The following is a 23,103-nucleotide window of genomic DNA, read 5'->3' as shown; positions in this document are numbered from 1 at the left end:
AGCCTGCCGCACCTCCTCCCGCGGCAGGCTTTTTCCTTTTCTGGGCGTCTTTTCCTTGAATATTTTTGGCCGTTTACTTCCCGTGCACCGGCTCGGTGCTGAAGACGGTCCGCAGTCTCCCCTTGGATTTCCGGGGGATTTTGAATTTCCGCGTCAAGGCAATGAATGTTGAAATCAGGCGTGCGTCGATCACATTTTCGTTATGTCTAGATAAATTTGCACAGTTTTGTGGTGGCGTGCCCTGCCGGGCCATTGCTTACCCCCCGCCCTGTGTTTAAGCATGGGCAAAAGAACGCTTGGGAGGTTGTCGGCACGCCTGTGTCTGCGGCCCGAAAGCGGCGGGGAGAGAATGGCAGACTTTCAAGAGGCGCTGAAGCGGTTTCAGCCGATCGCGGTTTCATCGATCGCTGAAGACGAGCTCAGGTTGCGACTACGCGGCCTGCAGGCGCGAATGATCCAGCAAAATATCAAGGCGGTCTGGCTCGATGCATCATCGTCGCTGACCTATTATACCGGCCTGTCGCTTGGTCTTTCCGAGCGCATTCACGGCGCCCTGGTGCCGGCGGAAGGTGTGCCGGTCTATGTCAGCCCGACCTTCGAGGAGCCGAAGCTTCAGACGCTCATCCGCATTGCGGGTGAGGTTGCCGTCTGGGAAGAGGATGAAAGCCCGTTCGACCTGATGGCAAGGCGCATTGAGGCGCTGGCCTGTCCCGGTCATCTTGTCGCCATCGATCCCGCCACCCCCTTCGTCTTCGCATCGGCCCTCATGCAGCGTCTTGAAGGGCGCATCATTTCCGCCCAGCCGATGATCGTCGCCCAGCGGCAGGTCAAATCCGCAGCCGAGATCGCCATCATCCAGACGGCGATGGACGCGAGTTACGGCGTGCAGAAGGCCGTGTTCGAAGGGCTGCGTCCCGGCGTTTCCACCACGGAAGTCGCTGATTTCGTTAATGCGGCGCATGTCGCCCTTGGCCTGAAGCCGCTTTTCGTGGCGGTGCAGTTCGGCGAGGCGACGGCCTATCCGCATGGCGTGCCCCATGCGCAGACGCTCAGCGAAGGCGATATGGTGCTGGTCGATCTCGGCGGCATTCTTCACGGCTATCGTTCCGATATCACCCGCACCTATGTCTTCGGCAAACCGACGGAACGGCAGCGTTTCCTCTGGAACGCCGAGCGCGACGCGCAGGCGGCGGCCTTTGCCGCAGCCAAAGTCGGCGCTGCCTGCTCGGATGTGGACAGGGCCGCGCGCGACAGCCTGAAAGCGGCCGGTTTCGGCCCGGATTATCAGCTTCCCGGCCTGCCGCACCGCACCGGCCACGGGCTTGGGCTGGATATTCACGAAGAACCCTATATCGTTGCAGGAAATGCCACGGCGCTGGAGCCGGGCATGTGTTTTTCCATCGAGCCGATGCTGTGCGTTTATGGCGAATGCGGCGTCCGTCTCGAGGATATAGCCTATATGACGGAGGCGGGACCGCGCTGGTTCTGCCCACCGGAGAAGAACCTCGACCGGTTGTTTCAGCCGGTCGCCGGGTAATTGGTCGGGAGGCAAAGGACCGAACGGCGACACGGGGCTCCCATGTCGCTGCTGACCAGAAGAGGTAGGCCCCCGGACGGGGCCGCAGGAACTCAGAAAAAGAGGGAAAGGACCACCAGATGAAAACGCTGACCCGCAGTTTGCTTATCGCCTCTGCGATTGCGATCACTTCCGCCATGCCCGCCATGGCGAAGACCTTCGTTTATTGCTCCGAGGCATCGCCGGAAGGCTTCGATCCGTCGCCCTACACCGCTGGCGGCACCTTCGACGCTTCCGCGCATCCGGTCTACAACCGCCTGACCGAGTTCAAGAAGGGCACGACCGAAGTTGAGCCCGGCCTTGCCGAAAAATGGGAAGTTTCGAGCGACGGTCTGGAATATACCTTCCACCTGCGCAAGGGCGTGAAGTGGCACTCCAACGACAAGTTCACGCCGAGCCGCGAATTCAACGCCGATGACGTGATCTTCAGCTACGACCGCCAGCGCGATGCGAAGAACCCGTGGAACCAGTATATCGCAGGCATCACCTACGAATATTTCAACTCCATGGAAATGCCGTCGCTGATCAAGGAAATCGTCAAGGTCGACGATTACACCGTCAAGTTCGTGCTGACGCGTCCGGAAGCGCCGTTCCTCGCCAACATCGCCATGCCTTTCGCCTCCATCGTATCGAAGGAATATGCCGATACGCTGGAAAAGGCCGGCACCAAGGAAGACTTCAACAACCTGCCGATCGGCACAGGCCCGTTCAAGTTCGTCGCCTATCAGAAGGACGCGGTCATCCGCTACCAGAAGAACGCCGACTACTGGGGTGAAGCACCGAAGATCGACGACCTGATCTTCGCGATCACGCCGGACGCCGCCGTTCGTCTGCAGAAGCTGAAGGCTGGCGAATGCCACCTGATGCCTTACCCGGCTCCGGCTGACCTTGCCGCCATCCGCGCCGATTCCAACCTCAAGCTCGATGAACAGTCGGGTCTGAACGTCGCCTACTTCGCCTATAACACCACCGTTGCGCCTTTCGACAAGCCGGAAGTCCGCAAGGCGCTGAACATGGCGATGAACAAGCAGGCGATCATCGACGCCGTGTTCCAGGGCGCGGGTCAGGTTGCCAAGAACCCGATCCCGCCGACCATGTGGTCCTATAACGACAGCATCAAGGACGATGCGTACGATCCGGAAGCGGCCAAGAAGGCTCTCGAAGCCGCTGGCGTCAAGGATCTGTCGATGAAGATCTGGGCAATGCCGGTTCAGCGTCCTTACATGCCGAACGCACGCCGCACCGCCGAACTCATCCAGGCGGATTTCGCCAAGGTTGGCGTCAAGGCCGAGATCGTCTCCTATGAATGGGGTGAATACCTCAAGAAGTCGACCGAAGTGAACCGCGACGGCGCCGTCATCCTCGGCTGGACCGGTGACAACGGTGACCCGGACAACTTCATGGGCGTTCTGCTCTCCTGCGCTTCGGCAGGCGAAGGCGGCACGAACCGTGCGCAGTGGTGCAACAAGGAGTTCTCCGAGCTGATTTCCAAGGCGAAGCAGGCGACTGACGTTGCCGAGCGCACCAAGCTTTACGAGCAGGCGCAGGTGATCTTCAAGGAACAGGCTCCGTGGGCGACGCTTGCGCATTCCACGCAGTTCGTTCCGATGTCCGCCAAGGTTTCCGGCTTCACCATGAGCCCGCTTGGCGACTTCACCTTCGAAAACGTCGACATCGCGGAATAATCCCAAACAACGGACGCGCGGAAGGACCCTGTTCTTCCGCGCGTCTTTTCAGGAAAAAGCCATGATCCGGTTCATTCTCGGCAAACTTCTCTATCTCGTTCCGACATTTCTCGGGATCACCTTTGTCGCCTTCTCCTTCGTGCGCGTCCTGCCGGGAGATCCCGTGCTGCTGATGGCGGGCGAACGCGGCATTTCACCCGAACGGCATGCGCAGCTTGCCGAACAGCTCGGCTTCAGCCAGCCCATCTGGCAGCAATATCTTCATTTCCTCGGACGGCTGCTTCAGGGCGATCTCGGCAATTCGCTGGTCACCAAGAAGCCGGTTCTCACCGAGTTCCTGTCGCTCTTCCCCGCGACGGTCGAGCTTGGTCTCGTCGCCATCATCATCGCAACCTTGATCGGCGTGCCGGTCGGCGTCATCGCCGCCATCCGTCGCGGTTCCTGGTTCGACCAGATTTCCATGACGACCGCGCTCGTCGGCTTCTCCATGCCGATCTTCTGGTGGGGGCTGCTGCTCATCATCATGTTCTCCGGCATCCTGCAATGGACGCCGGTGTCGGGCCGCATCTCGCTGATGTATTTCTTCCCCTCCGTCACCGGTTTCATGCTGATCGACAGCCTGATTTCGGGCCAGAAGGGCGCCTTCGCGTCGGCCTTTTCGCATCTCATCCTGCCCTCCGTCGTGCTCGCCACCATTCCGCTGGCGGTGATTGCGCGTCAGACGCGCTCGGCCATGCTGGAAGTCATGGGTGAGGATTATGTGCGCACCGCCCGCGCCAAGGGCATGTCGTCCGCCCGCGTCGTCGGCATCCATGCGCTGCGCAACGCCATGATCCCGGTCATCACCACCATCGGCCTGCAGATCGGCGTGCTGATGGCTGGTGCCATCCTGACTGAAACCATCTTTTCCTGGCCGGGCATCGGCAAGTGGATGATCGATTCCATCTCGCGCCGTGATTATCCGGTCGTGCAGAGCGGCCTGCTCCTGATCGCGGGTCTGGTGATGATCGTCAACCTGCTCGTCGATCTGACCTATGGCCTCATCAATCCGAGGATCCGTCACAAATGACCGATGTGACCACCACCCCCGGCGTCCGCCTTTCGGACGCCGCCATCCGCCGCCGGATGCTTGCCGATTTCTGGTTCTATTTCCGCCAGAACCGCGGCGCCGTCATCGGGCTTGCCGTCTTCATCCTGCTTGTGCTGGTGGCGATCTTCGCGCCCATCCTGGCCCCGCATGATCCGACACAACAATATCGCGATGCGCTCCTCGTCCCGCCGGTCTGGCAGGAAGGCGGCCGCGCCGGCTTCTTCTTCGGCACCGATGCGGTGGGCCGCGACATGCTGTCCCGCCTGATCTACGGTGCGCAATATTCGCTGTTCATCGGCGTCGTCGTCGTCTCCATCGCCCTTGTCGGCGGTATCGTCATCGGTCTCGTCGCCGGCTTCTTCGGCGGCTGGGTGGATACCGTCATCATGCGCGTGATGGACGTCATCCTGGCGTTTCCGTCGCTGCTTCTGGCGCTGGTTCTGGTGGCGGTCCTCGGGCCGGGTCTCACCAATGCCATGATCGCGATTGCCATCGTCTACCAGCCGCATTTCGCGCGTCTGACGCGTGCTGCGGTCATGAGTGAGTTGAGACGAGAATATGTCACCGCCGCCCGCGTGGCCGGCGCCGGCAATATCCGGCTGATGTTCAAGACCATCCTGCCGAATTGCCTTGCGCCGCTGATCGTTCAGGCAACGCTTTCCTTCTCGTCCGCGGTTCTCGATGCCGCCGCTCTCGGCTTCCTCGGCATGGGCGCGCAGCCGCCCGCTTCCGAATGGGGCACGATGCTGGCGGAAGCGCGTGAATTCATCCTGCGCGCCTGGTGGGTCGTGACCCTTCCGGGCCTGACGATCCTGATCTCGGTGCTCGCCATCAACCTCATGGGTGACGGCCTGCGCGATGCGCTCGATCCCAAACTGAAGCGGAGCTGAGCGATGAGCCTGCTGAAAATCAAGAACCTCACCGTCAAATTCGCCACCGCCACCGGAGCGTTCACGGCCGTCAACGGCATCGATGTTTCCGTGGACAAGCACGAGGTGCTGGCCATCGTCGGCGAGTCCGGTTCCGGCAAGTCGGTATCGATGCTCGCCGTCATGGGGCTTCTGCCCGATACCGCGACGATCACCGCCGACGAGATGACCTTCGATGGCAAGAACCTTTTGGCCATGTCGCCGCAGGAGCGCCGCAGGGTGATCGGTCGCGAGATCACCATGATCTTCCAGGAGCCGGTCGCCTCGCTCAACCCGTCCTTCACGGTGGGTTTCCAGATCGAGGAGGTTCTGCGCCTCAATCTCGGCATGAGCGGCGCTGCTGCGCGTGCCCGCGCCCTGGAGCTGTTCCGGGCTGTCGGCATTCCCGAGCCGGAAACCAAGCTCAAGGCCTATCCGCACCAGATGTCGGGCGGCCAGTGCCAGCGCGTGATGATCGCCATCGCTATCGCCTCCAAACCGCGCCTGCTGATCGCCGACGAGCCGACCACCGCTCTTGATGTGACGATCCAGAAGCAGATCCTCGATCTGCTGATGAACCTGCAGGCGGAATATGGCATGGCGCTGATCCTCATCACCCATGACATGGGCGTGGTGGCGGAAACCGCCGACCGCGTCGTCGTGCAATATAAGGGCCGCAAGATGGAGGAGGCGGATGTCTTGAGCCTCTTCGAAGCCCCGCAGCATCCCTATACCAAGGCACTGCTTTCGGCCCTGCCGGAAAATGCCACCGGCGACCGTTTGCCCACGGTTTCCGATTTCTTCGGCAAGGAGGGCGTTCAATGAGCATCGTTGTCGAAGGCAAGGGCATTACCCGCGACTATCATGTTCCCGGCGGCCTGTTCGGCGGCGCCAAGACGGTGCAGGCCCTGAAGGGCATCGACTTTACCGTCGAGCGCGGCAAGACGCTTGCCATCGTCGGTGAATCCGGCTCCGGTAAATCGACGCTTGCCCGCATCATCGCGCTGATCGACCCGGCGTCCGGCGGCGAACTGAAGATCGAGGGCAAGCCGGTCGATATCGCCAGGCGCCGTCCCGATACGGAGATGCGCTCCAAGGTGCAGATGGTGTTCCAGAACCCCTATGGCAGCCTCAATCCGCGCCAGAAGGTGGGCGACGTGCTGATGGAACCGCTGGTCATCAACACCAAGATACCGGCTTCCGAGCGCCGCGAGCGGGCCGAAGCCATGCTGGTGAAGGTCGGTCTCGGTCCTGAGCATTTCAACCGTTATCCGCACATGTTCTCCGGCGGCCAGCGCCAGCGCATCGCCATTGCGCGCGCACTGATGCTGAACCCGGCGCTGCTGGTGCTGGACGAGCCGGTCTCCGCGCTCGATCTTTCGGTGCAGGCGCAGGTGCTGAACCTTCTCGCCGACCTTCAGGAAGAATTCGAGCTGACCTATGTTTTCGTCAGCCACGATCTTTCGGTGGTGCGTTACATCGCCGATGATGTGATGGTCATTTCGAAGGGTGTGGCGGTGGAGCAGGGCACGCGCGAGGAACTCTTCGCCGACCCGAAACATCCCTATACCCGCCAGCTTTTCGCCGCGACACCGATCACGGATGTCGATGCCATCCGCGCCCGCGTGGAACGCCGCAAGGCGGCACGGCTGGCAGCGACAGCCTGAAGACTGACGACCGAGGTTAAAAACAGGCCGGATTTCCGGCCTGTTCTTTTTCAGGACTTCAGGAAACGCGCGATTGCCGCAAGCGCGCCGTGTTCCCGAATGTCACGATAGGCGGCTTTCAGGGCTGGGACGAAGGTTTCGTTCCTGGGCAGGTCGCTGCCAAATGTGCGCTCGAAAGTCAGAAAACGGTCGACGACCGCATCCGGCGCCATTGCCAGTTGATCCGGCGCATCCCACTCCTTGAAAGCGGGATCGAGAATGGTGATCGGCTGCCCCTTTTCATTCTTGTCCGCGCAGGACCTGATCCAGAGCGCGACGGCGAAAATGACCGTCCGGCTTTCAGCCTTCTCCGCAAGCAATTCACGCAACGGGGCGAGAATGCGCAGCGGCACTTTCTGCGATGCATCGGAGGCGATCTGCATGGTCTTGTGCTGCAATGAGGGATTGGCGAAACGCTGCCGCAGGCCGGCTGCGAATTCCGCACCGTTGACGGCGGGATCGAGCGTCCGTTTGATCTCGCGCCAATAGGCGTCGATGAAATCGCGCACGGGCTTTTCACCCCAAGCATCCGCCACCGTCGCAAGGCCGGCAATCTGGCCGATGGCGGCGATGGCGCTGTGGGAGCCGTTCAGCATTCTGAGCTTCATATGCTCGTATGGCTCGACATTGCCGACGAATTCCACGCCTGATTTCTCGAGCGCCGGCCTTCCATGCGGAAAACGGTCCTCAATGACAAAACGGAAATAGGGTTCGGCCACCACCGGCCAGGCATCGCTGAGGCCGAGTGTGGTCGAAATCTGCTCGCGGTCCGCATCCGTGGTGGCGGGAACGATCCGGTCCACCATCGAGCAGGGGCAGGCAATATTGGTTTCGATGAAGGACGCCAGTTCCGGATCGGCCAGTTCCGCAAATTCCAGCAGCAGCTTTTGCAGCACATGGCCGTTGGCGGGCAGGTTGTCGCAGGACAGGAGCGTCAGGGGCCGGGAATCCTCCTTGCGCCTGCGCCGTGTGGCGGCAAGGATGAAGCCGAAGATGGAGCGCGGCCGCTCCGGGTTTTCGAGATCATGGACGATATCGGGATGATCGCGCAGCAGGCTGCGGGAGGCGAGATTGGTCAGGTAACCTTTTTCCGTCACGGTCAGGGTGACGATGAGGACGCGCGGATCGGCCATCCGCTCCACCAGCCGTTCAGGCTCTTCCGGGGCGACGATGGTTTCGAGAATCGAACCGATGATGCGCAGGCGCTCGCTCTCACCGTCTCGCAGGCAAAAGGTGTAGAGATTATCCTGCGGCTCGATGGCGTCGCGCGTATCCGGGCTGCGCAGCGATGCCGCGACGATGCCCCATCGGGTTTCGCCGCGATTAAGGCAATCGTCGATGAAAACCGCCTGATGCGCTCGATGAAAGGCCCCGACGCCGAGATGGACGATGCCGGGCGTGACGCTTTGACGGTTATAGGCGGGTGTCGTGACGGATTGCGGCAGGCGGGGCAGGGTTGCAGCGTAAAGCCGGTCTGTCATCGATGCGAAATCCCCATGCGGAACGGGACGATAGTGGCTCGCGCCCCTCTCATTGCGACGTCCGGCTTGTGGCGCATCATGTCAGTTCCTCCCCTATATGCGGAATGATCAGGCGCCGGCCTCTTTGAGCAGCCGGACCTGGCGCAGCGTATTCTGGCGGCTGCGCTCGAGATGCCGCCACAGGGCATCGACGATCTGGGCCTTGCTGCCGGCGGCGATGGCATCGGCGATATTCTGATGCTCCTCGACCGAGCGGGCGTAGTCGCCGAGGATCGAGACGAAAACCGTGTGGGTCTGGTCGAGAATGCGCTCATGCGAGCCGGAAATGACCGGAATGCGCGCCGCCGACACAAGGGTCGTATGGAAGCTGCGGTCGTAAAAAAGCGCTTTCGATAATTCGTCGAGCGTCGAGCCTTTGGCGAATTCGCGATGTTTCGCAAGGCTTTCCAGCAGTTCCGCGTGCAGCGCTCCATCCAGTTGCCCGGCGTCGAAGGCCACTTCCACCGCGCCTTTTTCGAGCAGCATTCTGGCGGCGTAAAGTTCCTCCACGTCCTCCACGGTGAAATCGCGCACCACCATGCCGCGCCGGGAGGAATTGACCACCAGCCCATCGGCCTCGAGTTTCAGGCAGGCTTCCTTGACCGGCGTGGGGCTGATGCCGAGATCGGCGGCAAGCTCATTGGGCAGCAGGCGTTCGCCGCCGCGCAATCTGCCGCTGACGATGCGTGCGCGCAGTTCCTGATGCGCCTGTTCGGCGAGCGTGACTTTGACCAGAGAGTTCATGGCGGCATCATTGCCCAGCTTTAAAGGGCTGGCAATGGCTGAATATTAAAAATAAAAAATTTTTTATTTTACAAAGGCCATTTTTGCTTTAGCTCTATCCGTCAGCGGAAGCCGGCTGCTGGAGGAGGGCGGTCTGGCAATTTCCCCAAAGCCATCTTCGCGGCCCATGGTCGCGGGGACGCGGCGTCTATTCCTCCCCGTAAGCAATCAGCAATCGAGGAATGACCGATCATGAAAATTACCGCCGTCGAACCTTTCATCCTGCACCTGCCGCTGACATCGGAATCCATTTCCGATTCCACCCACAGCATCACCCATTGGGGCGTCGTCGGTGCAAAGATCACCACCAGCGATGGCCTTGAGGGCTATGGTTTTACCGGCACCCACGCGCATCTGCCGTCGGACAGACTGATCACATCCTGCATCAGCGATTGTTACGCGCCCTTGCTTCTGGGGGAGGATGCGTCGGAGCATTCGAGGCTGTGGACGAAACTGGCCCGTTATCCGGCGCTGCAATGGGTCGGCAGGGCGGGCATCACCCATCTGGCGCTGGCCGCAGTTGACGTTGCGCTCTGGGACCTGAAGGCGAAAAAGGCGGGCGTGCCGCTCTGGCACTATCTCGGCGGCGCGCGCACGGCGGCGGTGGAGGCCTATAATACCGATATAGGCTGGCTTTCCTTCACGCTGGAGGATTTGCTCGCGGGCAGCGCAAGGGCGGTGGAGGAGGATGGGTTCACCCGGCTGAAGATCAAGGTCGGGCATGAAGACCCGAATATCGATATTGCCCGCCTTGCGGCAGTGCGCAAGCGTGTCGGTTCGTCCATCCGCATTGCCATCGACGGCAACGGCAAGTGGGATTTGCCCACATGCCAGCGTTTCTGCGCGGCGGCGAAAGATCTGGATATCTACTGGTTCGAGGAGCCTCTCTGGTATGACGATGTGACGAGCCATGCGCGGCTGGCGCGCAATACGTCGATTCCGATTGCGCTCGGGGAGCAGCTTTACACGGTGGATGCGTTCCGCTCATTCATCGATGCCGGTGCGGTTGCCTATGTCCAGCCGGATGTGACCCGACTTGGCGGCATCACCGAATATATTCAGGTTGCCGATCTCGCGCTCGCCCATCGCCTGCCCGTGGTGCCGCATGCCGGTGAGATGAGCCAGGTGCATGTGCATCTGAGCTACTGGCACCCGGCTTCGACCATTCTCGAATATATTCCGTGGATCAAGGATCATTTCGAAGAGCCGATCCATGTGCGGGACGGTGTTTACAAACGCCCGGAGCGCCCCGGCGCCAGCACCACGCCGCTGGCTGAAAGCTTCGCCCGTTATGGCAAGGCGGTGAAATGAGCAGGGGTATACAGCCCGGATTTTAAGGGATGGAAAGCACGTCCTCCGTCGTACCGGACTAGATCCGGCATCCAGCCACGGCGCGTCTGCGCCGTGAAAAGAGTCTTTCGCGATCAAGGACTTGATCGCGAAAGACCCCGGATCTAGTCCGGGGTGACGGAGTGTGGATGATGCAATTTTTCCAAATTTAGCGCCAGCCGAGAGCCGGCGCTACCTGCTTCAGGATCGTCTCGATCACATGGGCGTTGTAATCGACGCCCAGCTGGTTCGGTACGGTCAGAAGCAGCGTATCGGCCTCGGCGATGGCCTCGTCGGCTTTCAGCTGTTCGATCAGTTTTTCCGGCTCGGCGGCATAGCTGCGCCCGAAGATCGCGCGTGTCTTGTCGTCGATATAACCGATCTTGTCATCGCCTTCGTTGCCGTAACCGAAATAGGACCGGTCGCGGTCGTTGACGAGGGCGAAGATGCTGCGGCTGACCGACACACGCGGCTCGCGGGTGTGGCCTGCTTCCTTCCAGGCTTCCCGGAAGGTGCGGATCTGCTGCGCCTGCTGAACGTGGAAAGGCTCGCCCGTTTCATCTGTCTTCAGGGTGGAGCTTTGCAGGTTCATGCCGAGCTTTGCCGCCCACACCGCCGTTGCATTGGAACTCGAACCCCACCAGATGCGCTCGCGCAGCCCTTCGGAATGCGGCTCCAGCCGCAAAAGGCCGGGCGGGTTGGGGAACATCGGGCGCGGGTTCGGCTCAGCGAAACCTTCACCTTTCAGAAGCTCGAGGAAGACTTCGGTGTGCTGACGCGCCATGTCTTCTTCGCTCTGGCCCTCGGCCGGACGGTAACCGAAATAACGCCAGCCATCGATCACCTGTTCCGGCGAGCCGCGGCTGATGCCGAGCTGCAGTCGGCCACCGGCGATGAGGTCGGCCGAACCGGCGTCCTCCGCCATGTAGAACGGGTTTTCATAACGCATGTCGATGACGCCGGTGCCGATCTCGATCTTTTTCGTGCGCGCGCCGACGGCGGCCAGCAGCGGAAAGGGCGAGGCAAGCTGGCGGGCGAAATGGTGCACGCGGAAATAGGCGCCGTCGGCGCCCAGCTCTTCCGCCGCGACGGCGAGGTCTATCGATTGCAGCAGCGTGTCCGCAGCCGAGCGGGTCTGCGACGGGGGCGAGGGCGTCCAGTGGCCGAAGGACAGGAATCCGATCTTTTTCATGATGACCTTCCAGATGTCGGAGGATGCCGGTCTTCACAAACCGGCTTCGTTGTTGTCAGTCATATAGGCTGGGACGCGCATCCTCCAACCGGCCGCGCGTAGACACGGTGTCGCCGAAATGTGAACGATGGCTGTTCAGACCATCGTCCTGCGGTCGAGGATGAAGAGTTTTTCATGCGCGCGCGCCGTGGTGAGAATGAAATCCATCAGCGAGCGCACACGCGGCACATTGGCAAGGTCTTGATGGCTCGTCAGCCAGTAGCCCCGCCGCAGTTCCACCTCACCGGCAAGCACCATCTGCAGGTCCGGGAAACGCGCGGCGATGAAATTCGGCAGGATGCACAGGCCCCGGCCGCTCAGCGTGGCCGTCAGCTGCGCGAAAATACTTGAGGACTGAAAGCCCGGACGCAGGCCGGGAAGCACATCGCGCATATAGTCGAGACCCGGCGAGAAGATCAGGTCCTGCACGTAACCGATGAAGAAGTGATCGAGCAGGTCCTCGCGCTTGGTGATTTTTGGCCGCCCGGCGAGATAGGAACGCGAGGCATAGATATGCAGCGTATAATCGATGATCTGTTCGTTGATATAGGGACCGGCCTTCGGCGGATCGAGCGTGACGGCGACATCCGCCTCCTTTCGGGAAAGCGCCATGATCTGCTGGATCGTCACCATTTCCACCATGATGTGCGGATGGGTCACAGCGAAGTCTTTCAGCCTTTCCACGAAGAAAAAATTGGAAAAACCTTCAGGCGCGCTAAGGCGCACCACGCCGCGCAGCAGGCTGCCGCTTTCGGAAATATCCGATTGCAGCCTTTCCGCTTCCGCCTCGATACGCTCGACCGTATCCACCAGCCGCCGCCCGACGGTCGTGAGTTCATAACCGCGCGGGTTTCGCTCGAACAGCTTGGTTTTAAGCGAGAATTCCAGCCGGTCGATATGGCGGGAGACGGTGGCGTGGCTGGTGCGCAGGCTTCGGGCTGCCGATGAGAGCTGTCCGGTGCGGGCCACGGCCAGAAAATATTGCAGGTCGTCCCAGGTGAAAGGGGTGGCCATATTTGTCTCCCATCAAGAGTTCTGTTCAAAAATGAACAGATCCTGTTCGCAATTTGATGATGCCCCGCTCTTGTGTCAACGGCCGAATTCGAGAAGTCTAGGCTCAGGATGCATCGCTTTGAGGAGGGCGGTGTGACCGTTCAGGTGCAATGGCATGCAGGTCCCCCACGCGGTTCGTTCACCGTTGCACAGACAATCTGAGGCTCGCAATCATCTCTGGGAGGAGAAGTCATGCGCAAGAGTATCGTTTTATCCACGGCTATGGCGCTGGCCGCTGGCACCGCCGCTTATGCCGCCGAGATTTCGGACGGCAAGGTCAAGATCGGCATTTTGAACGACCAGTCGGGCGTCTACGCCAATTTCGGCGGCAAATACTCTTATGAGGCCGCGAAGATGGCGGTTGAGGATTTCGGCGGCAAGGTGCTCGATGCGCCGGTGGAAGTGGTGACCGCCGACCACCAGAACAAGGCGGATGTGGCCTCCAATATCGCCCGCCAATGGTACGATACCGAACAGGTCGATTCGATCATGGAACTGACCTCGTCGTCGGTCGGTCTTGCCGTGCAGGCGCTGTCCAAGGACAAGAAGAAGATCACCATCAATACGGGTGCGGCAACCACCGAGCTCACCGGCAAGCAGTGCAGCCCCTATGGTTTCCACTGGGCCTATGACACCTATTCGCTGGCGGTCGGCACCGGCGGCGCGCTCGTCAAGCAGGGCGGCGACAGCTGGTTCTTCCTGACCGCCGACTATGCCTTCGGTTATTCGCTGGAAGAAAATACCGCCAATTTCGTCAAGTCCAATGGCGGTAAGGTTCTGGGTTCCGTGCGCCATCCGCTCGCAACGACGGATTATTCCTCCTTCCTGCTGCAGGCGCAGTCCTCGGGCGCGAAGGTCATCGGCCTTGCCAATGCCGGTCTCGACACCTCCAACGCCATCAAGCAGGCAGCCGAATTCGGCATCGTGGCCGGTGGCCAGCGGCTTGCGGCGCTTCTCTTCACGCTTGCCGAAGTCCACGGCCTCGGTCTCGAAGCGGCTCAAGGGTTGACGCTGACGGAAGGTTTTTATTGGGACCGCGACGATGAATCGCGCAAGTTCGGCGAACGCTTCAAGGAACGCACCGGCGCCATGCCGAACATGGTTCATGCCGGCACCTATTCCGCCGTGCTGCACTACCTGAAGGCCATCGAAAAGGCCGGCACCGACGATGCCGATGCCGTCGCCAAGGCCATGAAGGAAATGCCGGTCAACGATGTGTTCTCGAAGGATGGCCACGTGGCCGCCAACGGCCGCATGATCCACGACATGTATCTCATGGAAGTGAAGAAGCCGGACGAAAGCAAGCAGCCGTGGGATTATTACAAGGTACTGGCCACCATCCCCGGCAAGGAAGCCTTCTTGGACCCCGCAAAGAGCGGTTGCCCGCTGGTAACGCAGTAAAGAAGAATAAAAAGGGGAAAGCTTGATGACGATCGCTCCCGCCCTTGCCGGGCAGGCCGAACCTCGCGTCGTTCTTTCGGCGCGCGGTCTCTCCAAGACCTTCGGCGCATTCGCGGCCGTGAAAAACGTCGATCTCGACGTCCACCATGCCCGCGTGCATGCGCTTATCGGTCCGAACGGTGCCGGCAAAACCACGGTCTTCAACCTGTTGACCAAGTTTCTCCAGCCGACAGGCGGGGCGATCACCTTCATGGGAACGGACATAACAAGGACGCCACCGGACAAGGTGGCGCGTCTCGGCCTCGTCAGGTCTTTCCAGATATCGGCGGTGTTTCCGCATCTGACGGTTCTGGAAAATGTGCGGGTGGCGTTGCAGCGGCCCAACAGCCTTGCAACGCAGTTCTGGCTGCCGCTCTCCTCGCTCGACAGGCTCAACGCCCGCGCCGAGGAGCTGATCGCCATGGTCGGCCTGACACGGGAAAAACATGCGCTTGCGGCCGATCTTTCCTACGGCCGCAAGCGGGTCCTCGAAATCGCCACCACGCTGGCGCTCGATCCGAAGGTTCTGCTGCTGGATGAACCGATGGCCGGCATGGGCGGCGAGGATGTCTCCCACGTCGCCGAACTTATCCGCGAGGTGGCAAAGACACGCGCGGTGCTGATGGTCGAACATAATCTGAAAGTTGTGGCCGATATCTGCCACCACGTCACGGTCTTGCAACGCGGTGAAATTCTGGCGGAGGGCGATTATGCCGCCGTTTCCGCCGATCCGCGTGTGCGCACGGCCTATATGGGCACGGAGGAGGCTTGATATGGCGGCAATGCTCGAAGTCTCCAACCTGAAATCCTGGTACGGTGAAAGCCAGGCGCTGCACGGCGTCGATCTGACCGTCGGCGAGGGCGAAACCATCACCATTCTCGGCCGCAACGGTGTGGGCAAGACCACGACGCTGCGCACCATCATGGGCATCATCCGCAACCGCAAGGGCATCATCAAGCTGGGCGGCAAGGATCTGATGCCGGTGCCGCTGCATCGCACGGCGAAATACGGCCTCGGTTTCGTGCCGGAAGAGCGCGGCATCTTCGCGACGCTGAGCGTCGAGGAGAACCTGAAGCTGCCGCCCGTCGTCGCGTCCGGCGGCATGACGCTCGATGAGATATACGAGTTGTTTCCCAATCTCTACGAACGCCGCACCAGCCCCGGCACCAAGCTTTCCGGCGGCGAGCAGCAGATGCTGGCCATGGCGCGCATCCTGCGCACCGGGGTGAAGGTGCTGCTGCTTGACGAACCGACCGAAGGGCTTGCCCCGGTCATCGTGCAGCGCATCGGCGAGGTGCTGCAGAAACTGAAGAGCCGCGGCATGACCATTGTTCTGGTCGAACAGAATTTCCGTTTTGCCAGCCGTATCGCCGACCGTTTCTACCTGATGGATCACGGCCACATGGTCAGCAATTTTCCGGTCAGCGAGCTTTCCGGCCGCATGGGCGAGCTAAACAAGGTGCTGGGGGTTTAACCATGACGATGATCTTCGGCGTTCCAATTCAGGCGCTGCTCGGGCAATTGCTGGTGGGCCTCATCAACGGGTCGTTTTATGCGCTGCTGTCGCTTGGCCTTGCCGTCATTTTCGGCTTGCTGCGCGTCATCAATTTTGCCCATGGCGCGCAATATATGCTCGGCGCTTTCGTCGCCTTCCTCGGCCTGCAATATTTCGGCATCAATTTCTGGGTGGCGCTCATCGTCACACCTTTCGTCGTGGCGCTGTTCGGTGCGATCATCGAACGCTTCCTGCTGTCGCGGCTTTACGATCTCGATCCGCTTTACGGGCTGCTATTCACCTTCGGTCTGGCGCTGGTGGTGGAAGGCACGTTCCGCTGGCTTTATGGCGCGGCGGGCCAACCCTATTCGGTGCCGCGCGAGCTTGCCGGCGGCACCAATCTCGGCTTCATGTTCCTGCCGAATTACCGCGCTTTCGTCGTTGTCATCTCGCTCATCGTCTGCATCGCCACCTGGGCGTTGATCGAAAAGACGCGGCTTGGCTCCTATCTGCGCGCTGCGACGGAAAACCCGACGCTGGTGCAGGCTTTCGGCATCAATGTGCCCGTTCTCCTGACGCTGACTTACGCGCTGGGCGCCGGCCTTGCCGGGTTCACCGGGGTTCTCGCCGCGCCGATCTATCAGGTCTCGCCGCTGATGGGCACGAACCTCATCATCGTCGTCTTTGCCGTGGTCGTGGTCGGCGGCATGGGGTCGATCATGGGCGCCATCGTCACCGGTTACATGCTGGGTGTCGCCGAAGGCTTGACCAAGGTGTTCTACCCGGAAGCCTCCAACATCGTCATCTTCGTCATCATGGCCTTTGTGCTGCTCATCCGCCCCGCCGGACTTTTCGGAAAGGACGCCTGATATGTCCAAAGCCACCCATAGCCCCACTGCCGGTACGATACCGCAGACGGAAGTGTCCGCGACTGCCGGCACCATCAAGACCGTGCTTATTCTCGCAGGGCTTGCCGTCCTCATCGCCGCGCCGATGTTCGTTTATCCGATCTTTCTGATGAAGCTTCTGTGCTTTGCGCTGTTTGCCTGCGCCTTCAACCTCCTGATCGGTTACACCGGGCTGCTTTCCTTCGGCCATGCGGCGTTTTTCGGCGGTGCCGCCTATTTCACCGCCTATTCGGTGAAGGAATGGGGCGTGACGCCGGAGATCGGCCTTGTCATCGGCATGGCGGGTGCTGCCCTTCTCGGCCTCGTTATCGGCTTCTTCGCCATCCGCCGCCAGGGCATCTATTTCGCCATGATTACGCTGGCGCTGTCACAGATGTTTTATTTCTTCTGCCTTCAGGCGCCCTTCACCCATGGTGAGGATGGTTTGCAGGGTGTGCCGCGCGGCCATCTCTTCGGCCTTCTCGATCTCAATGCGCCGCTCAACATCTATTATACGGTGCTGGCCGCCTTTGTGCTCGCGCTTCTTGTCATCTGGCGTTTCGTCAACTCACCCTTCGGCATGATCCTGAAATCCATCCGCGAAAACGAACAGCGCGCTATTTCGCTGGGCTACAGCGTGCAGCGCTACAAGCTCGGTGCTTTCGTGATGTCGGCGACGCTGGCCGGTCTTGCGGGTGGCCTCAAAGCGCTGGTCTTCCAGTTCGCGACGCTGACGGATGTGACCTGGCAGATGTCGGGCGAAGTGATCCTGATGACGCTGCTCGGCGGTATCGGCACCATGATTGGCCCGATCTTCGGTGCGGGTCTCGTTGTCACCCTGCAGAACTATCTCGCGACGTCCGATTTCCCGGTCACCATCATCACCGGCCTCGTTTTCATGGCCTGCGTTCTGGTGTTCCGGCGCGGTCTGATCGGCGAATTTTACGCGTCGCGGCTCGGGAGAAAACTCGGCTTTCAGCACCGTAGCTAGACATTTTTGAAAACACAGACAAGGCCTCCTCCGCGTCCGGGACGGTGCGGCAAGGGCGGCGCATGGAGAAGAGTATGGGCGAATATGACTATATCGTCATCGGAGCGGGGAGTGCCGGATGCGTTCTCGCCAACCGCCTTTCGAAAGATCCGAACAACCGCGTGCTGCTTCTGGAAGCGGGCGGCAACGACAATTACCACTGGATCCACATTCCGGTCGGTTATCTCTATTGCATCAACAATCCGCGCACCGACTGGTGTTTCAAGACGGCGGAAGAGCCGGGGCTGAACGGTCGCTCGCTGATCTATCCGCGCGGCAAGGTGCTTGGCGGCTGCTCCTCCATCAACGGCATGATCTACATGCGCGGCCAGGCGCGCGATTACGATATGTGGCGGCAGCTAGGCTGCGAGGGCTGGGGGTGGAACGATATCCTGCCCTATTTCCTGAAGTCGGAAGACTTTTATCGCGGCAAGAGCGATCTGCATTCCGCCGGCGGCGAATGGCGCGTGGAAAAGGCCCGCGTGCGCTGGGATGTGCTGGATGCCTTCCAGAAGGCGGCGGGCGAGGCGGGTATTCCCGCGACCGATGATTTCAACCGGGGCGACAATGAAGGCGCCGGTTATTTCGACGTCAACCAGCGGGCGGGCTGGCGCTGGAACACGGCGAAAGCCTTCCTGAAACCGGCGCTCGGCCGCAAGAACCTGACGGTTCTGACCAAGGCCCATGTCAAGCGCCTCATCATCGAAGAAGGCCGTGTCACCGGCGTCGAGTTTCACCATGACGGCGTCTTGAAAACAATGCGGGCGCGGCGCGAGACGGTATTGTCCGCCGGCGCAATCGGCTCGCCGCATATTCTGGAGCTTTCCGGCGTCGGCCGTGGCGATGTGTTGCAGGCGGCCGGTATCGATACGGTGGCGGAGGTTCAGGGTGTGGGCGAGAACCTGCAGGACCATCTGCAACTGCGCATGGTCTACAAGGTCTCCGGCGTCCTGACGCTGAATGAAAGGGCCTCCACCCTGTTCGGCAAGGCGCGCATCGGCCTCGAATATGCGTTGACGCGCTCGGGGCCGATGTCGATGGCGCCGAGCCAGCTCGGTGTCTTCACCCGTTCTTCACCCGAGAAGGAAACCGCCGATCTGGAATATCATGTCCAGCCGGTTTCACTCGACAAGTTCGGCGATCCGGTTCACACTTTTCCGGCCATTACCGCAAGTGTCTGCAATTTGCGGCCGGAAAGCCGGGGCTCAGTGCATGTGAAAGGACCGGATTTCGCCATGCAGCCGGAAATCCGCCCGAACTATCTTTCCACCGAAGGCGACCGCCAGGTGGCCATCGACGCCATGCGGCTGACGCGCCGCATCGTCGCCCAACCGGCCTTCGCGCGCTTCAAGCCGCAGGAATACAAGCCGGGTCCCTCCTTTGAAAACGACAATGATCTTGCAAAGGCGGCCGGCGATATCGGCACCACCATCTTCCACCCTGTCGGCACGCTGCGCATGGGGTCGGATATGGAAAGCGTGGTTGATGCGCGGCTGAAATTCCGCCGGCTCGCCGGGCTGCGCGTCGCCGACGCATCGGTGATGCCGCGCATCACATCCGGAAATACCAATTCCCCGACGATCATGATTGCCGAAAAGGCCGCCGACATGATCCTTGCGGATAATCGCTGAAAGGAGCGCTCCGATGAAGACCGTCGCTTTTATCGGGCTGGGACATATGGGCCTGCCCATGGCCGCCAATCTCGTCAAGGCCGGATATGCCGTCAGGGGTCACGATCTTTCCGAAGCCTGCCGCGCGGCGGCGAAAGAGGCGGGCGTTCCCGTAGCGGCGGATTCCGCCGAGGCCATCGAAGCGGCTGACGTGATCATCACCATGCTGCCGAAGGGCGAACATGTCGTGTCGGTCTATGGCGATCTGGTTCGGAAAATTTCTGCTGGAACGCTGCTTATCGATTGCTCGACGGTAGATATGGAAAGTGCCCTGAAGGCGCATGAACTGGCAGCTTCCGCGCGTTGCCCATCGGTCGATGCGCCCGTATCGGGCGGAACGGGCGGGGCTGCGGCGGGCACCCTGACCTTCATGTGCGGCGGCGAGGCTGCGGCCTTCGCTGCGGCAAAGGCGGTGCTGGAGGCGATGGGCAAGAAGATCGTGCATTGCGGCAAGGGCGGTAACGGCCAGGCGGCCAAGATCTGCAACAACATGATCCTCGGCATTTCCATGATCGCGGTTTCCGAAGCCTTCGTGCTGGGCGAAAAACTCGGTCTTTCGCATCAGGCGCTGTTCGATGTCGCCTCCACCTCTTCCGGGCAATGCTGGTCGCTCACCACCTATTGCCCGGTGCCGGGCCCGGTGCCGACATCGCCCGCAAACAAGGATTACCAGCCCGGATTTGCGGCGGCCCTGATGCTGAAGGATCTGAAGCTTTCGCAGGAGGCGGCGAATGGAGCCGGGGCTTCCACTCCGCTCGGTGCGGCAGCGGCGGCGCTTTATGAGAACTTCGTCGATGAGGGGAGCGGCGGGCGCGATTTTTCCGCCATCGTCGAAATGCTGCGCGGGGGCGAAGCATGATGGACGCCGCGCCATCCGACATCTTATGGGTGCCGCCGGAGAAGAGGCTGCAGCGTTCGGCACTTTTCGCCTTCGCGACGAAAACGGCAAAGCTGCACGGGCAGGCCGCCAATGACTATGCCGGCCTGCTGCGCTGGTCCATCGACGCGCCGGATGAATTTTACAATGCGCTGTGGGACGAACTCGGCATTATCGGCACGCGCGGCGACGCGGCGTTCAAACCGGGAGCGACGATAAGGGAGGCCGAGTTTTATCCGGGCGCGAGGCTCAATTATGCGGAGAACCTTCTGCGCAATGCCGACGCGCGGCTGGCCATCATCGCCCATCGCGACGATGGCACAAGGCGCGAGATTACCCGCAGAGAGCTTTACGACGAAGTGTCCCGCATGGTGCAGGCGCTTGCCGATGCCGGTGTGAGGCAGGGCGACCGCGTCGGGGCCATCGTCACCCATGATATCGAGGCGATTGTCAGCTATCTGGCGTCAAGCGCCATCGGGGCGATCTGGTCCTCCTGCTCGCCGGATTTCGGGCCGGCGGGAGCCTCCGACCGCCTGTCGCAGATCGGTCCGAAAATCCTCATCGCCGTGCCGGAATATGGTTATGCCGGCAAACGCATCGATGTTGGCCCGACCATCCGCGCCGTGGCGGAAAGTGCTATTCCTGAAAAGATCGTGCTGATCGGCGACGCCGTGCCCGAAAACCTTGCCGATCTCGGCTGCGTGACGCTTACGGATTTCGTCGCGCCTTATGCGGCGGGCGAGATCGCCTTCAACCGTCTGCCCGTCAAGGCGCCGCTGGCGATCCTTTATTCCTCGGGCACGACCGGCAAGCCGAAATGCATCACCCATTCCGGCGGCGGTTTGCTTCTTCAGCACATGAAAGAGCTGAAGCTGCAATGCGATATTCAGGAAGGGGAACGCTTTTTCTATTTCACCACCTGCGGCTGGATGATGTGGAACTGGCAGGTCTCCGGTCTGGCGCTTGGCGCAACGCTGGTGACCTATGACGGCAATCCCGGTTATCCAACATCCGCGCGGCTGATCGATCTCATCGACGCCGAACGGATCGCCACTTTCGGCACGTCGGCGAAGTTCATCGACGCCTGCCTGAAGGCCGGGCTGAAGCCGCGCGAAAGCCACGATCTTTCGTCGCTGAGGACAATTCTTTCCACCGGCTCGCCGCTCATCCCGCAATCCTTCGATTATATCTATCGCGACTGGAAGGCCGACGTGCACCTTGCCTCCATTTCTGGCGGCACGGATATCTGCGCCTGTTTCCTCGGCGGCAACCCTTTGCAGCCCATGCATCGCGGCGAATTGCAGGGTGCGATGCTCGGCATGGATATCGACACGTTGGACGATGAGGGCCGTTCCGTTCGCGGCGTTGCCGGCGAACTCGTCTGCCGCAATGCGCACCTGTCGATGCCGGTGAAGTTCTGGGGCGATGAGGACGGTTCGCGCTATCGGGCCGCCTATTTCGACCGGTTCCCCGGCATCTGGGCGCATGGTGATTTCGCCGAAATGCGCCCCTCCGGCGGCTATGTCATCCATGGGCGTTCGGATACGACGCTCAATCCCGGCGGGGTGCGCATCGGGACTGCCGAAATCTACCGGCAGGTGGAAACCGTGCCTGAAGTCGAGGAGGCGATTGCCGTGGGGCAGGATATCGACGGCGACCAGCGGGTCATCCTCTTCCTGCGCATGAAGGGCGGCGCGGTTTTGACGGAAGAGCTGGAAAAAACTATCCGCAGCCGTATCCGTTCGGGCGCCACGCCGCGGCATGTGCCGGCAAGGATCATTGCCGTCAGCGCCATTCCCCGCACCCGTTCGGGCAAGATCTCCGAAATCGCGGTGCGCGACACCATCCATGGCCGGCCGGTGAAGAATGCCGATGCGCTCGCCAATCCCGAAGCGCTCGAGCTTTTCCGCAACCTGCCGCAGCTAAAGGACTAGGCCGATGGAGGATCAACCGAAAACCGTGCTCGTCACGGGTTCCACCAGCGGCATCGGGCTTGCCATCGCCAGGCGTTTCGCCGAGGCGGGGTATCTGGTCGCGGTGCATGGCATAGAGACGGCCGAGGAGGCGACGCAGGCGCTGGAGGCTGTCGCGAAGGTGGCGCGGCACAGGCCGGTCTATTTTGCCGCCAACCTCGCCAATTATGATGAAAGCGCGCATCTGCCGGAAACCGTCATCGCCGAATTCGGTCATATTGACGTCCTCGTCAACAATGCCGGCATTCAGAAGGTCGCGCCGATCGACGAGTTCGATTTTGCCGATTTCTCCCATATTGTCGCTATCTCGCTCGACAGCGCGTTTCACACCATCCATGCGGCCTTGCCGGGCATGAAGGAAAGAGGCTGGGGCCGCATCGTCAACATCGCTTCCGCGCATGGCCTGCGCGCTTCGCCCTTCAAGGGGCCTTATGTGGCGACCAAACATGCGGTGGTGGGCCTGACGAAAAGCGTGGCGCTGGAAGTGGCCGAACTCGGCATCACCTGCAACGCCATCTGCCCCGGCTATGTCTGGACGCCGCTCGTCGCCGCCCAGGTTGCCGATCAGGCGCGCGTGCATGGCATGAGCGAGGAGGATGTGGTGAAGAAGGTGATGCTTGCGCCGCAGCCGACAAGGCGGTTCGTGCAACCGGAAGAAGTGGCGGAAATGGCGCTTTATCTCGCGGGCGATATGGCCCGCTCCATCACCGGCACCACCATCTCCATCGATGGCGGCTGGACGGCGAAATAATTTTCGCGCACGCGCTTGAAGCGAACCGTCTCATCGGCGTCCGGCATTGTTGGGCGGTTTCAATCCTGTATAGTTTTCGTGGACGGCGAGGTCAGCGC

Annotated in this window: 20 protein-coding genes; 16 read left to right on the top strand and 4 right to left on the bottom strand. The window is 61.0% G+C overall.

What is annotated here, in order from left to right; all coding sequences use genetic code 11:
* The first annotated feature begins 349 nt into the window (after positions 1 to 349).
* The 6 genes from ACQZ60_RS23020 (at position 350) to ACQZ60_RS22995 (ending at position 6,926) form a co-directional block, all read left to right on the top strand.
* Entirely contained in the window at positions 350 to 1,537 is a 1,188-nt protein-coding gene (locus ACQZ60_RS23020; protein WP_448736199.1) for a M24 family metallopeptidase, read from the top strand.
* A gap of 119 nt (positions 1,538 to 1,656) precedes the next feature.
* The gene (locus ACQZ60_RS23015) at positions 1,657 to 3,261 is read left to right on the top strand and encodes an ABC transporter substrate-binding protein (RefSeq protein ID WP_020809098.1); all 1,605 of its coding nucleotides are present in this window, start codon (positions 1,657 to 1,659) and stop codon (positions 3,259 to 3,261) included.
* A 61-nt stretch (positions 3,262 to 3,322) separates the two neighbouring features.
* Positions 3,323 to 4,330, top strand: coding sequence for an ABC transporter permease subunit (locus ACQZ60_RS23010; RefSeq protein ID WP_003522483.1), 1,008 nt, complete (start codon positions 3,323 to 3,325; stop codon positions 4,328 to 4,330).
* Positions 4,327 to 5,241 (top strand): ABC transporter permease subunit, encoded by a 915-nt coding sequence (locus ACQZ60_RS23005; protein WP_003522484.1) that lies wholly within the window; start codon positions 4,327 to 4,329, stop codon positions 5,239 to 5,241. The genes ACQZ60_RS23010 and ACQZ60_RS23005 overlap by 4 nt, the downstream gene beginning before the upstream one ends.
* A gap of 3 nt (positions 5,242 to 5,244) precedes the next feature.
* On the top strand, positions 5,245 to 6,084 hold the full coding sequence (locus ACQZ60_RS23000) for an ABC transporter ATP-binding protein (protein ID WP_003522485.1): 840 nt from the start codon (positions 5,245 to 5,247) through the stop codon (positions 6,082 to 6,084).
* The gene (locus ACQZ60_RS22995) at positions 6,081 to 6,926 is read left to right on the top strand and encodes an ATP-binding cassette domain-containing protein (RefSeq protein ID WP_003522486.1); all 846 of its coding nucleotides are present in this window, start codon (positions 6,081 to 6,083) and stop codon (positions 6,924 to 6,926) included. The genes ACQZ60_RS23000 and ACQZ60_RS22995 overlap by 4 nt, the downstream gene beginning before the upstream one ends.
* A 50-nt stretch (positions 6,927 to 6,976) precedes the next feature.
* Here the strand turns inward: ACQZ60_RS22995 and ACQZ60_RS22990 are convergent, their stop codons facing one another.
* Together ACQZ60_RS22990 and ACQZ60_RS22985 are read right to left on the bottom strand one after the other, a co-directional pair.
* The gene (locus ACQZ60_RS22990; RefSeq protein WP_020809099.1) at positions 6,977 to 8,446 is read right to left on the bottom strand and encodes a mannitol dehydrogenase family protein; all 1,470 of its coding nucleotides are present in this window, start codon (positions 8,444 to 8,446) and stop codon (positions 6,977 to 6,979) included.
* Between the two features lie 108 nt (positions 8,447 to 8,554).
* Positions 8,555 to 9,229 carry a GntR family transcriptional regulator gene (locus ACQZ60_RS22985; RefSeq protein WP_020809100.1) on the bottom strand — a complete coding sequence of 225 codons (675 nt, stop codon included), beginning with the start codon at positions 9,227 to 9,229 and terminating at the stop codon, positions 8,555 to 8,557.
* A gap of 231 nt (positions 9,230 to 9,460) precedes the next feature.
* On the opposite strand from ACQZ60_RS22985, the gene ACQZ60_RS22980 reads away from it, so the two are divergent.
* A complete protein-coding gene (locus tag ACQZ60_RS22980) occupies positions 9,461 to 10,579 on the top strand; it encodes a mandelate racemase/muconate lactonizing enzyme family protein (protein ID WP_020809101.1) in 1,119 nt (372 codons plus the stop codon).
* A gap of 187 nt (positions 10,580 to 10,766) precedes the next feature.
* On the opposite strand, the gene ACQZ60_RS22975 is transcribed toward ACQZ60_RS22980, so the two are convergent.
* Both ACQZ60_RS22975 and ACQZ60_RS22970 read right to left on the bottom strand, forming a co-directional pair.
* On the bottom strand, positions 10,767 to 11,789 hold the full coding sequence (locus tag ACQZ60_RS22975; protein WP_448736198.1) for an LLM class flavin-dependent oxidoreductase: 1,023 nt from the start codon (positions 11,787 to 11,789) through the stop codon (positions 10,767 to 10,769).
* Between the two features lie 135 nt (positions 11,790 to 11,924).
* Positions 11,925 to 12,842 carry a LysR family transcriptional regulator gene (locus ACQZ60_RS22970; RefSeq protein ID WP_059756893.1) on the bottom strand — a complete coding sequence of 306 codons (918 nt, stop codon included), beginning with the start codon at positions 12,840 to 12,842 and terminating at the stop codon, positions 11,925 to 11,927.
* 231 nt (positions 12,843 to 13,073) lie between these two features.
* On the opposite strand from ACQZ60_RS22970, the gene ACQZ60_RS22965 reads away from it, so the two are divergent.
* The 9 genes from ACQZ60_RS22965 to ACQZ60_RS22925 all read left to right on the top strand — a co-directional run bounded on the left by ACQZ60_RS22965 (position 13,074) and on the right by ACQZ60_RS22925 (position 23,005).
* A complete protein-coding gene (locus tag ACQZ60_RS22965; protein WP_448736197.1) occupies positions 13,074 to 14,282 on the top strand; it encodes an ABC transporter substrate-binding protein in 1,209 nt (402 codons plus the stop codon).
* A gap of 25 nt (positions 14,283 to 14,307) precedes the next feature.
* On the top strand, positions 14,308 to 15,093 hold the full coding sequence (locus tag ACQZ60_RS22960; RefSeq protein WP_448736196.1) for an ABC transporter ATP-binding protein: 786 nt from the start codon (positions 14,308 to 14,310) through the stop codon (positions 15,091 to 15,093).
* Position 15,094: 1 nt separating this feature from the next.
* The gene (locus ACQZ60_RS22955) at positions 15,095 to 15,796 is read left to right on the top strand and encodes an ABC transporter ATP-binding protein (RefSeq protein WP_448736195.1); all 702 of its coding nucleotides are present in this window, start codon (positions 15,095 to 15,097) and stop codon (positions 15,794 to 15,796) included.
* A 2-nt stretch (positions 15,797 to 15,798) separates the two neighbouring features.
* On the top strand, positions 15,799 to 16,686 hold the full coding sequence (locus tag ACQZ60_RS22950; RefSeq protein ID WP_269829397.1) for a branched-chain amino acid ABC transporter permease: 888 nt from the start codon (positions 15,799 to 15,801) through the stop codon (positions 16,684 to 16,686).
* Position 16,687: 1 nt separating this feature from the next.
* On the top strand, positions 16,688 to 17,695 hold the full coding sequence (locus ACQZ60_RS22945) for a branched-chain amino acid ABC transporter permease (RefSeq protein ID WP_020810486.1): 1,008 nt from the start codon (positions 16,688 to 16,690) through the stop codon (positions 17,693 to 17,695).
* 74 nt (positions 17,696 to 17,769) lie between these two features.
* The gene (locus ACQZ60_RS22940) at positions 17,770 to 19,365 is read left to right on the top strand and encodes a GMC family oxidoreductase (RefSeq protein WP_031233946.1); all 1,596 of its coding nucleotides are present in this window, start codon (positions 17,770 to 17,772) and stop codon (positions 19,363 to 19,365) included.
* Positions 19,366 to 19,378: 13 nt separating this feature from the next.
* Positions 19,379 to 20,263 carry a 3-hydroxyisobutyrate dehydrogenase gene (mmsB, locus tag ACQZ60_RS22935; protein ID WP_448736194.1) on the top strand — a complete coding sequence of 295 codons (885 nt, stop codon included), beginning with the start codon at positions 19,379 to 19,381 and terminating at the stop codon, positions 20,261 to 20,263.
* Positions 20,260 to 22,215: an acetoacetate--CoA ligase gene (locus ACQZ60_RS22930; RefSeq protein ID WP_448736193.1), complete on the top strand. Its 1,956-nt coding sequence runs from the start codon at positions 20,260 to 20,262 to the stop codon at positions 22,213 to 22,215. The genes mmsB and ACQZ60_RS22930 overlap by 4 nt, the downstream gene beginning before the upstream one ends.
* Positions 22,216 to 22,219: 4 nt before the next feature.
* Positions 22,220 to 23,005 carry a 3-hydroxybutyrate dehydrogenase gene (locus tag ACQZ60_RS22925; protein ID WP_448736192.1) on the top strand — a complete coding sequence of 262 codons (786 nt, stop codon included), beginning with the start codon at positions 22,220 to 22,222 and terminating at the stop codon, positions 23,003 to 23,005.
* Positions 23,006 to 23,103: the final 98 nt, after the last annotated feature.

This window comes from Agrobacterium sp. 22-223-1, from assembly GCF_053522385.1.
Note: the sequence above shows the minus strand (reverse complement) of the source record. Positions and strands in the feature narration are given on the sequence as shown.

Bases quoted from the DNA above. Each gene is read 5' to 3' on its own strand.
- ACQZ60_RS22955 (WP_448736195.1), top strand. From the start codon at position 15,095: ATGGCGGCAATGCTCGAAGTCTCCAACCTGAAATCCTGGTACGGTGAA.
- ACQZ60_RS23020 (WP_448736199.1), top strand. From the start codon at position 350: ATGGCAGACTTTCAAGAGGCGCTGAAGCGGTTTCAGCCGATCGCGGTT.
- ACQZ60_RS22965 (WP_448736197.1), top strand. From the start codon at position 13,074: ATGCGCAAGAGTATCGTTTTATCCACGGCTATGGCGCTGGCCGCTGGC.
- ACQZ60_RS22950 (WP_269829397.1), top strand. From the start codon at position 15,799: ATGACGATGATCTTCGGCGTTCCAATTCAGGCGCTGCTCGGGCAATTG.
- ACQZ60_RS22945 (WP_020810486.1), top strand. From the start codon at position 16,688: ATGTCCAAAGCCACCCATAGCCCCACTGCCGGTACGATACCGCAGACG.
- ACQZ60_RS23010 (WP_003522483.1), top strand. From the start codon at position 3,323: ATGATCCGGTTCATTCTCGGCAAACTTCTCTATCTCGTTCCGACATTT.
- ACQZ60_RS23000 (WP_003522485.1), top strand. From the start codon at position 5,245: ATGAGCCTGCTGAAAATCAAGAACCTCACCGTCAAATTCGCCACCGCC.
- mmsB (WP_448736194.1), top strand. From the start codon at position 19,379: ATGAAGACCGTCGCTTTTATCGGGCTGGGACATATGGGCCTGCCCATG.
- ACQZ60_RS23005 (WP_003522484.1), top strand. From the start codon at position 4,327: ATGACCGATGTGACCACCACCCCCGGCGTCCGCCTTTCGGACGCCGCC.
- ACQZ60_RS22990 (WP_020809099.1), bottom strand. From the start codon at position 8,446: ATGACAGACCGGCTTTACGCTGCAACCCTGCCCCGCCTGCCGCAATCC.
- ACQZ60_RS22970 (WP_059756893.1), bottom strand. From the start codon at position 12,842: ATGGCCACCCCTTTCACCTGGGACGACCTGCAATATTTTCTGGCCGTG.
- ACQZ60_RS22925 (WP_448736192.1), top strand. From the start codon at position 22,220: ATGGAGGATCAACCGAAAACCGTGCTCGTCACGGGTTCCACCAGCGGC.
- ACQZ60_RS22985 (WP_020809100.1), bottom strand. From the start codon at position 9,229: ATGAACTCTCTGGTCAAAGTCACGCTCGCCGAACAGGCGCATCAGGAA.
- ACQZ60_RS22975 (WP_448736198.1), bottom strand. From the start codon at position 11,789: ATGAAAAAGATCGGATTCCTGTCCTTCGGCCACTGGACGCCCTCGCCC.
- ACQZ60_RS22980 (WP_020809101.1), top strand. From the start codon at position 9,461: ATGAAAATTACCGCCGTCGAACCTTTCATCCTGCACCTGCCGCTGACA.
- ACQZ60_RS22940 (WP_031233946.1), top strand. From the start codon at position 17,770: ATGGGCGAATATGACTATATCGTCATCGGAGCGGGGAGTGCCGGATGC.
- ACQZ60_RS23015 (WP_020809098.1), top strand. From the start codon at position 1,657: ATGAAAACGCTGACCCGCAGTTTGCTTATCGCCTCTGCGATTGCGATC.
- ACQZ60_RS22930 (WP_448736193.1), top strand. From the start codon at position 20,260: ATGATGGACGCCGCGCCATCCGACATCTTATGGGTGCCGCCGGAGAAG.
- ACQZ60_RS22995 (WP_003522486.1), top strand. From the start codon at position 6,081: ATGAGCATCGTTGTCGAAGGCAAGGGCATTACCCGCGACTATCATGTT.
- ACQZ60_RS22960 (WP_448736196.1), top strand. From the start codon at position 14,308: ATGACGATCGCTCCCGCCCTTGCCGGGCAGGCCGAACCTCGCGTCGTT.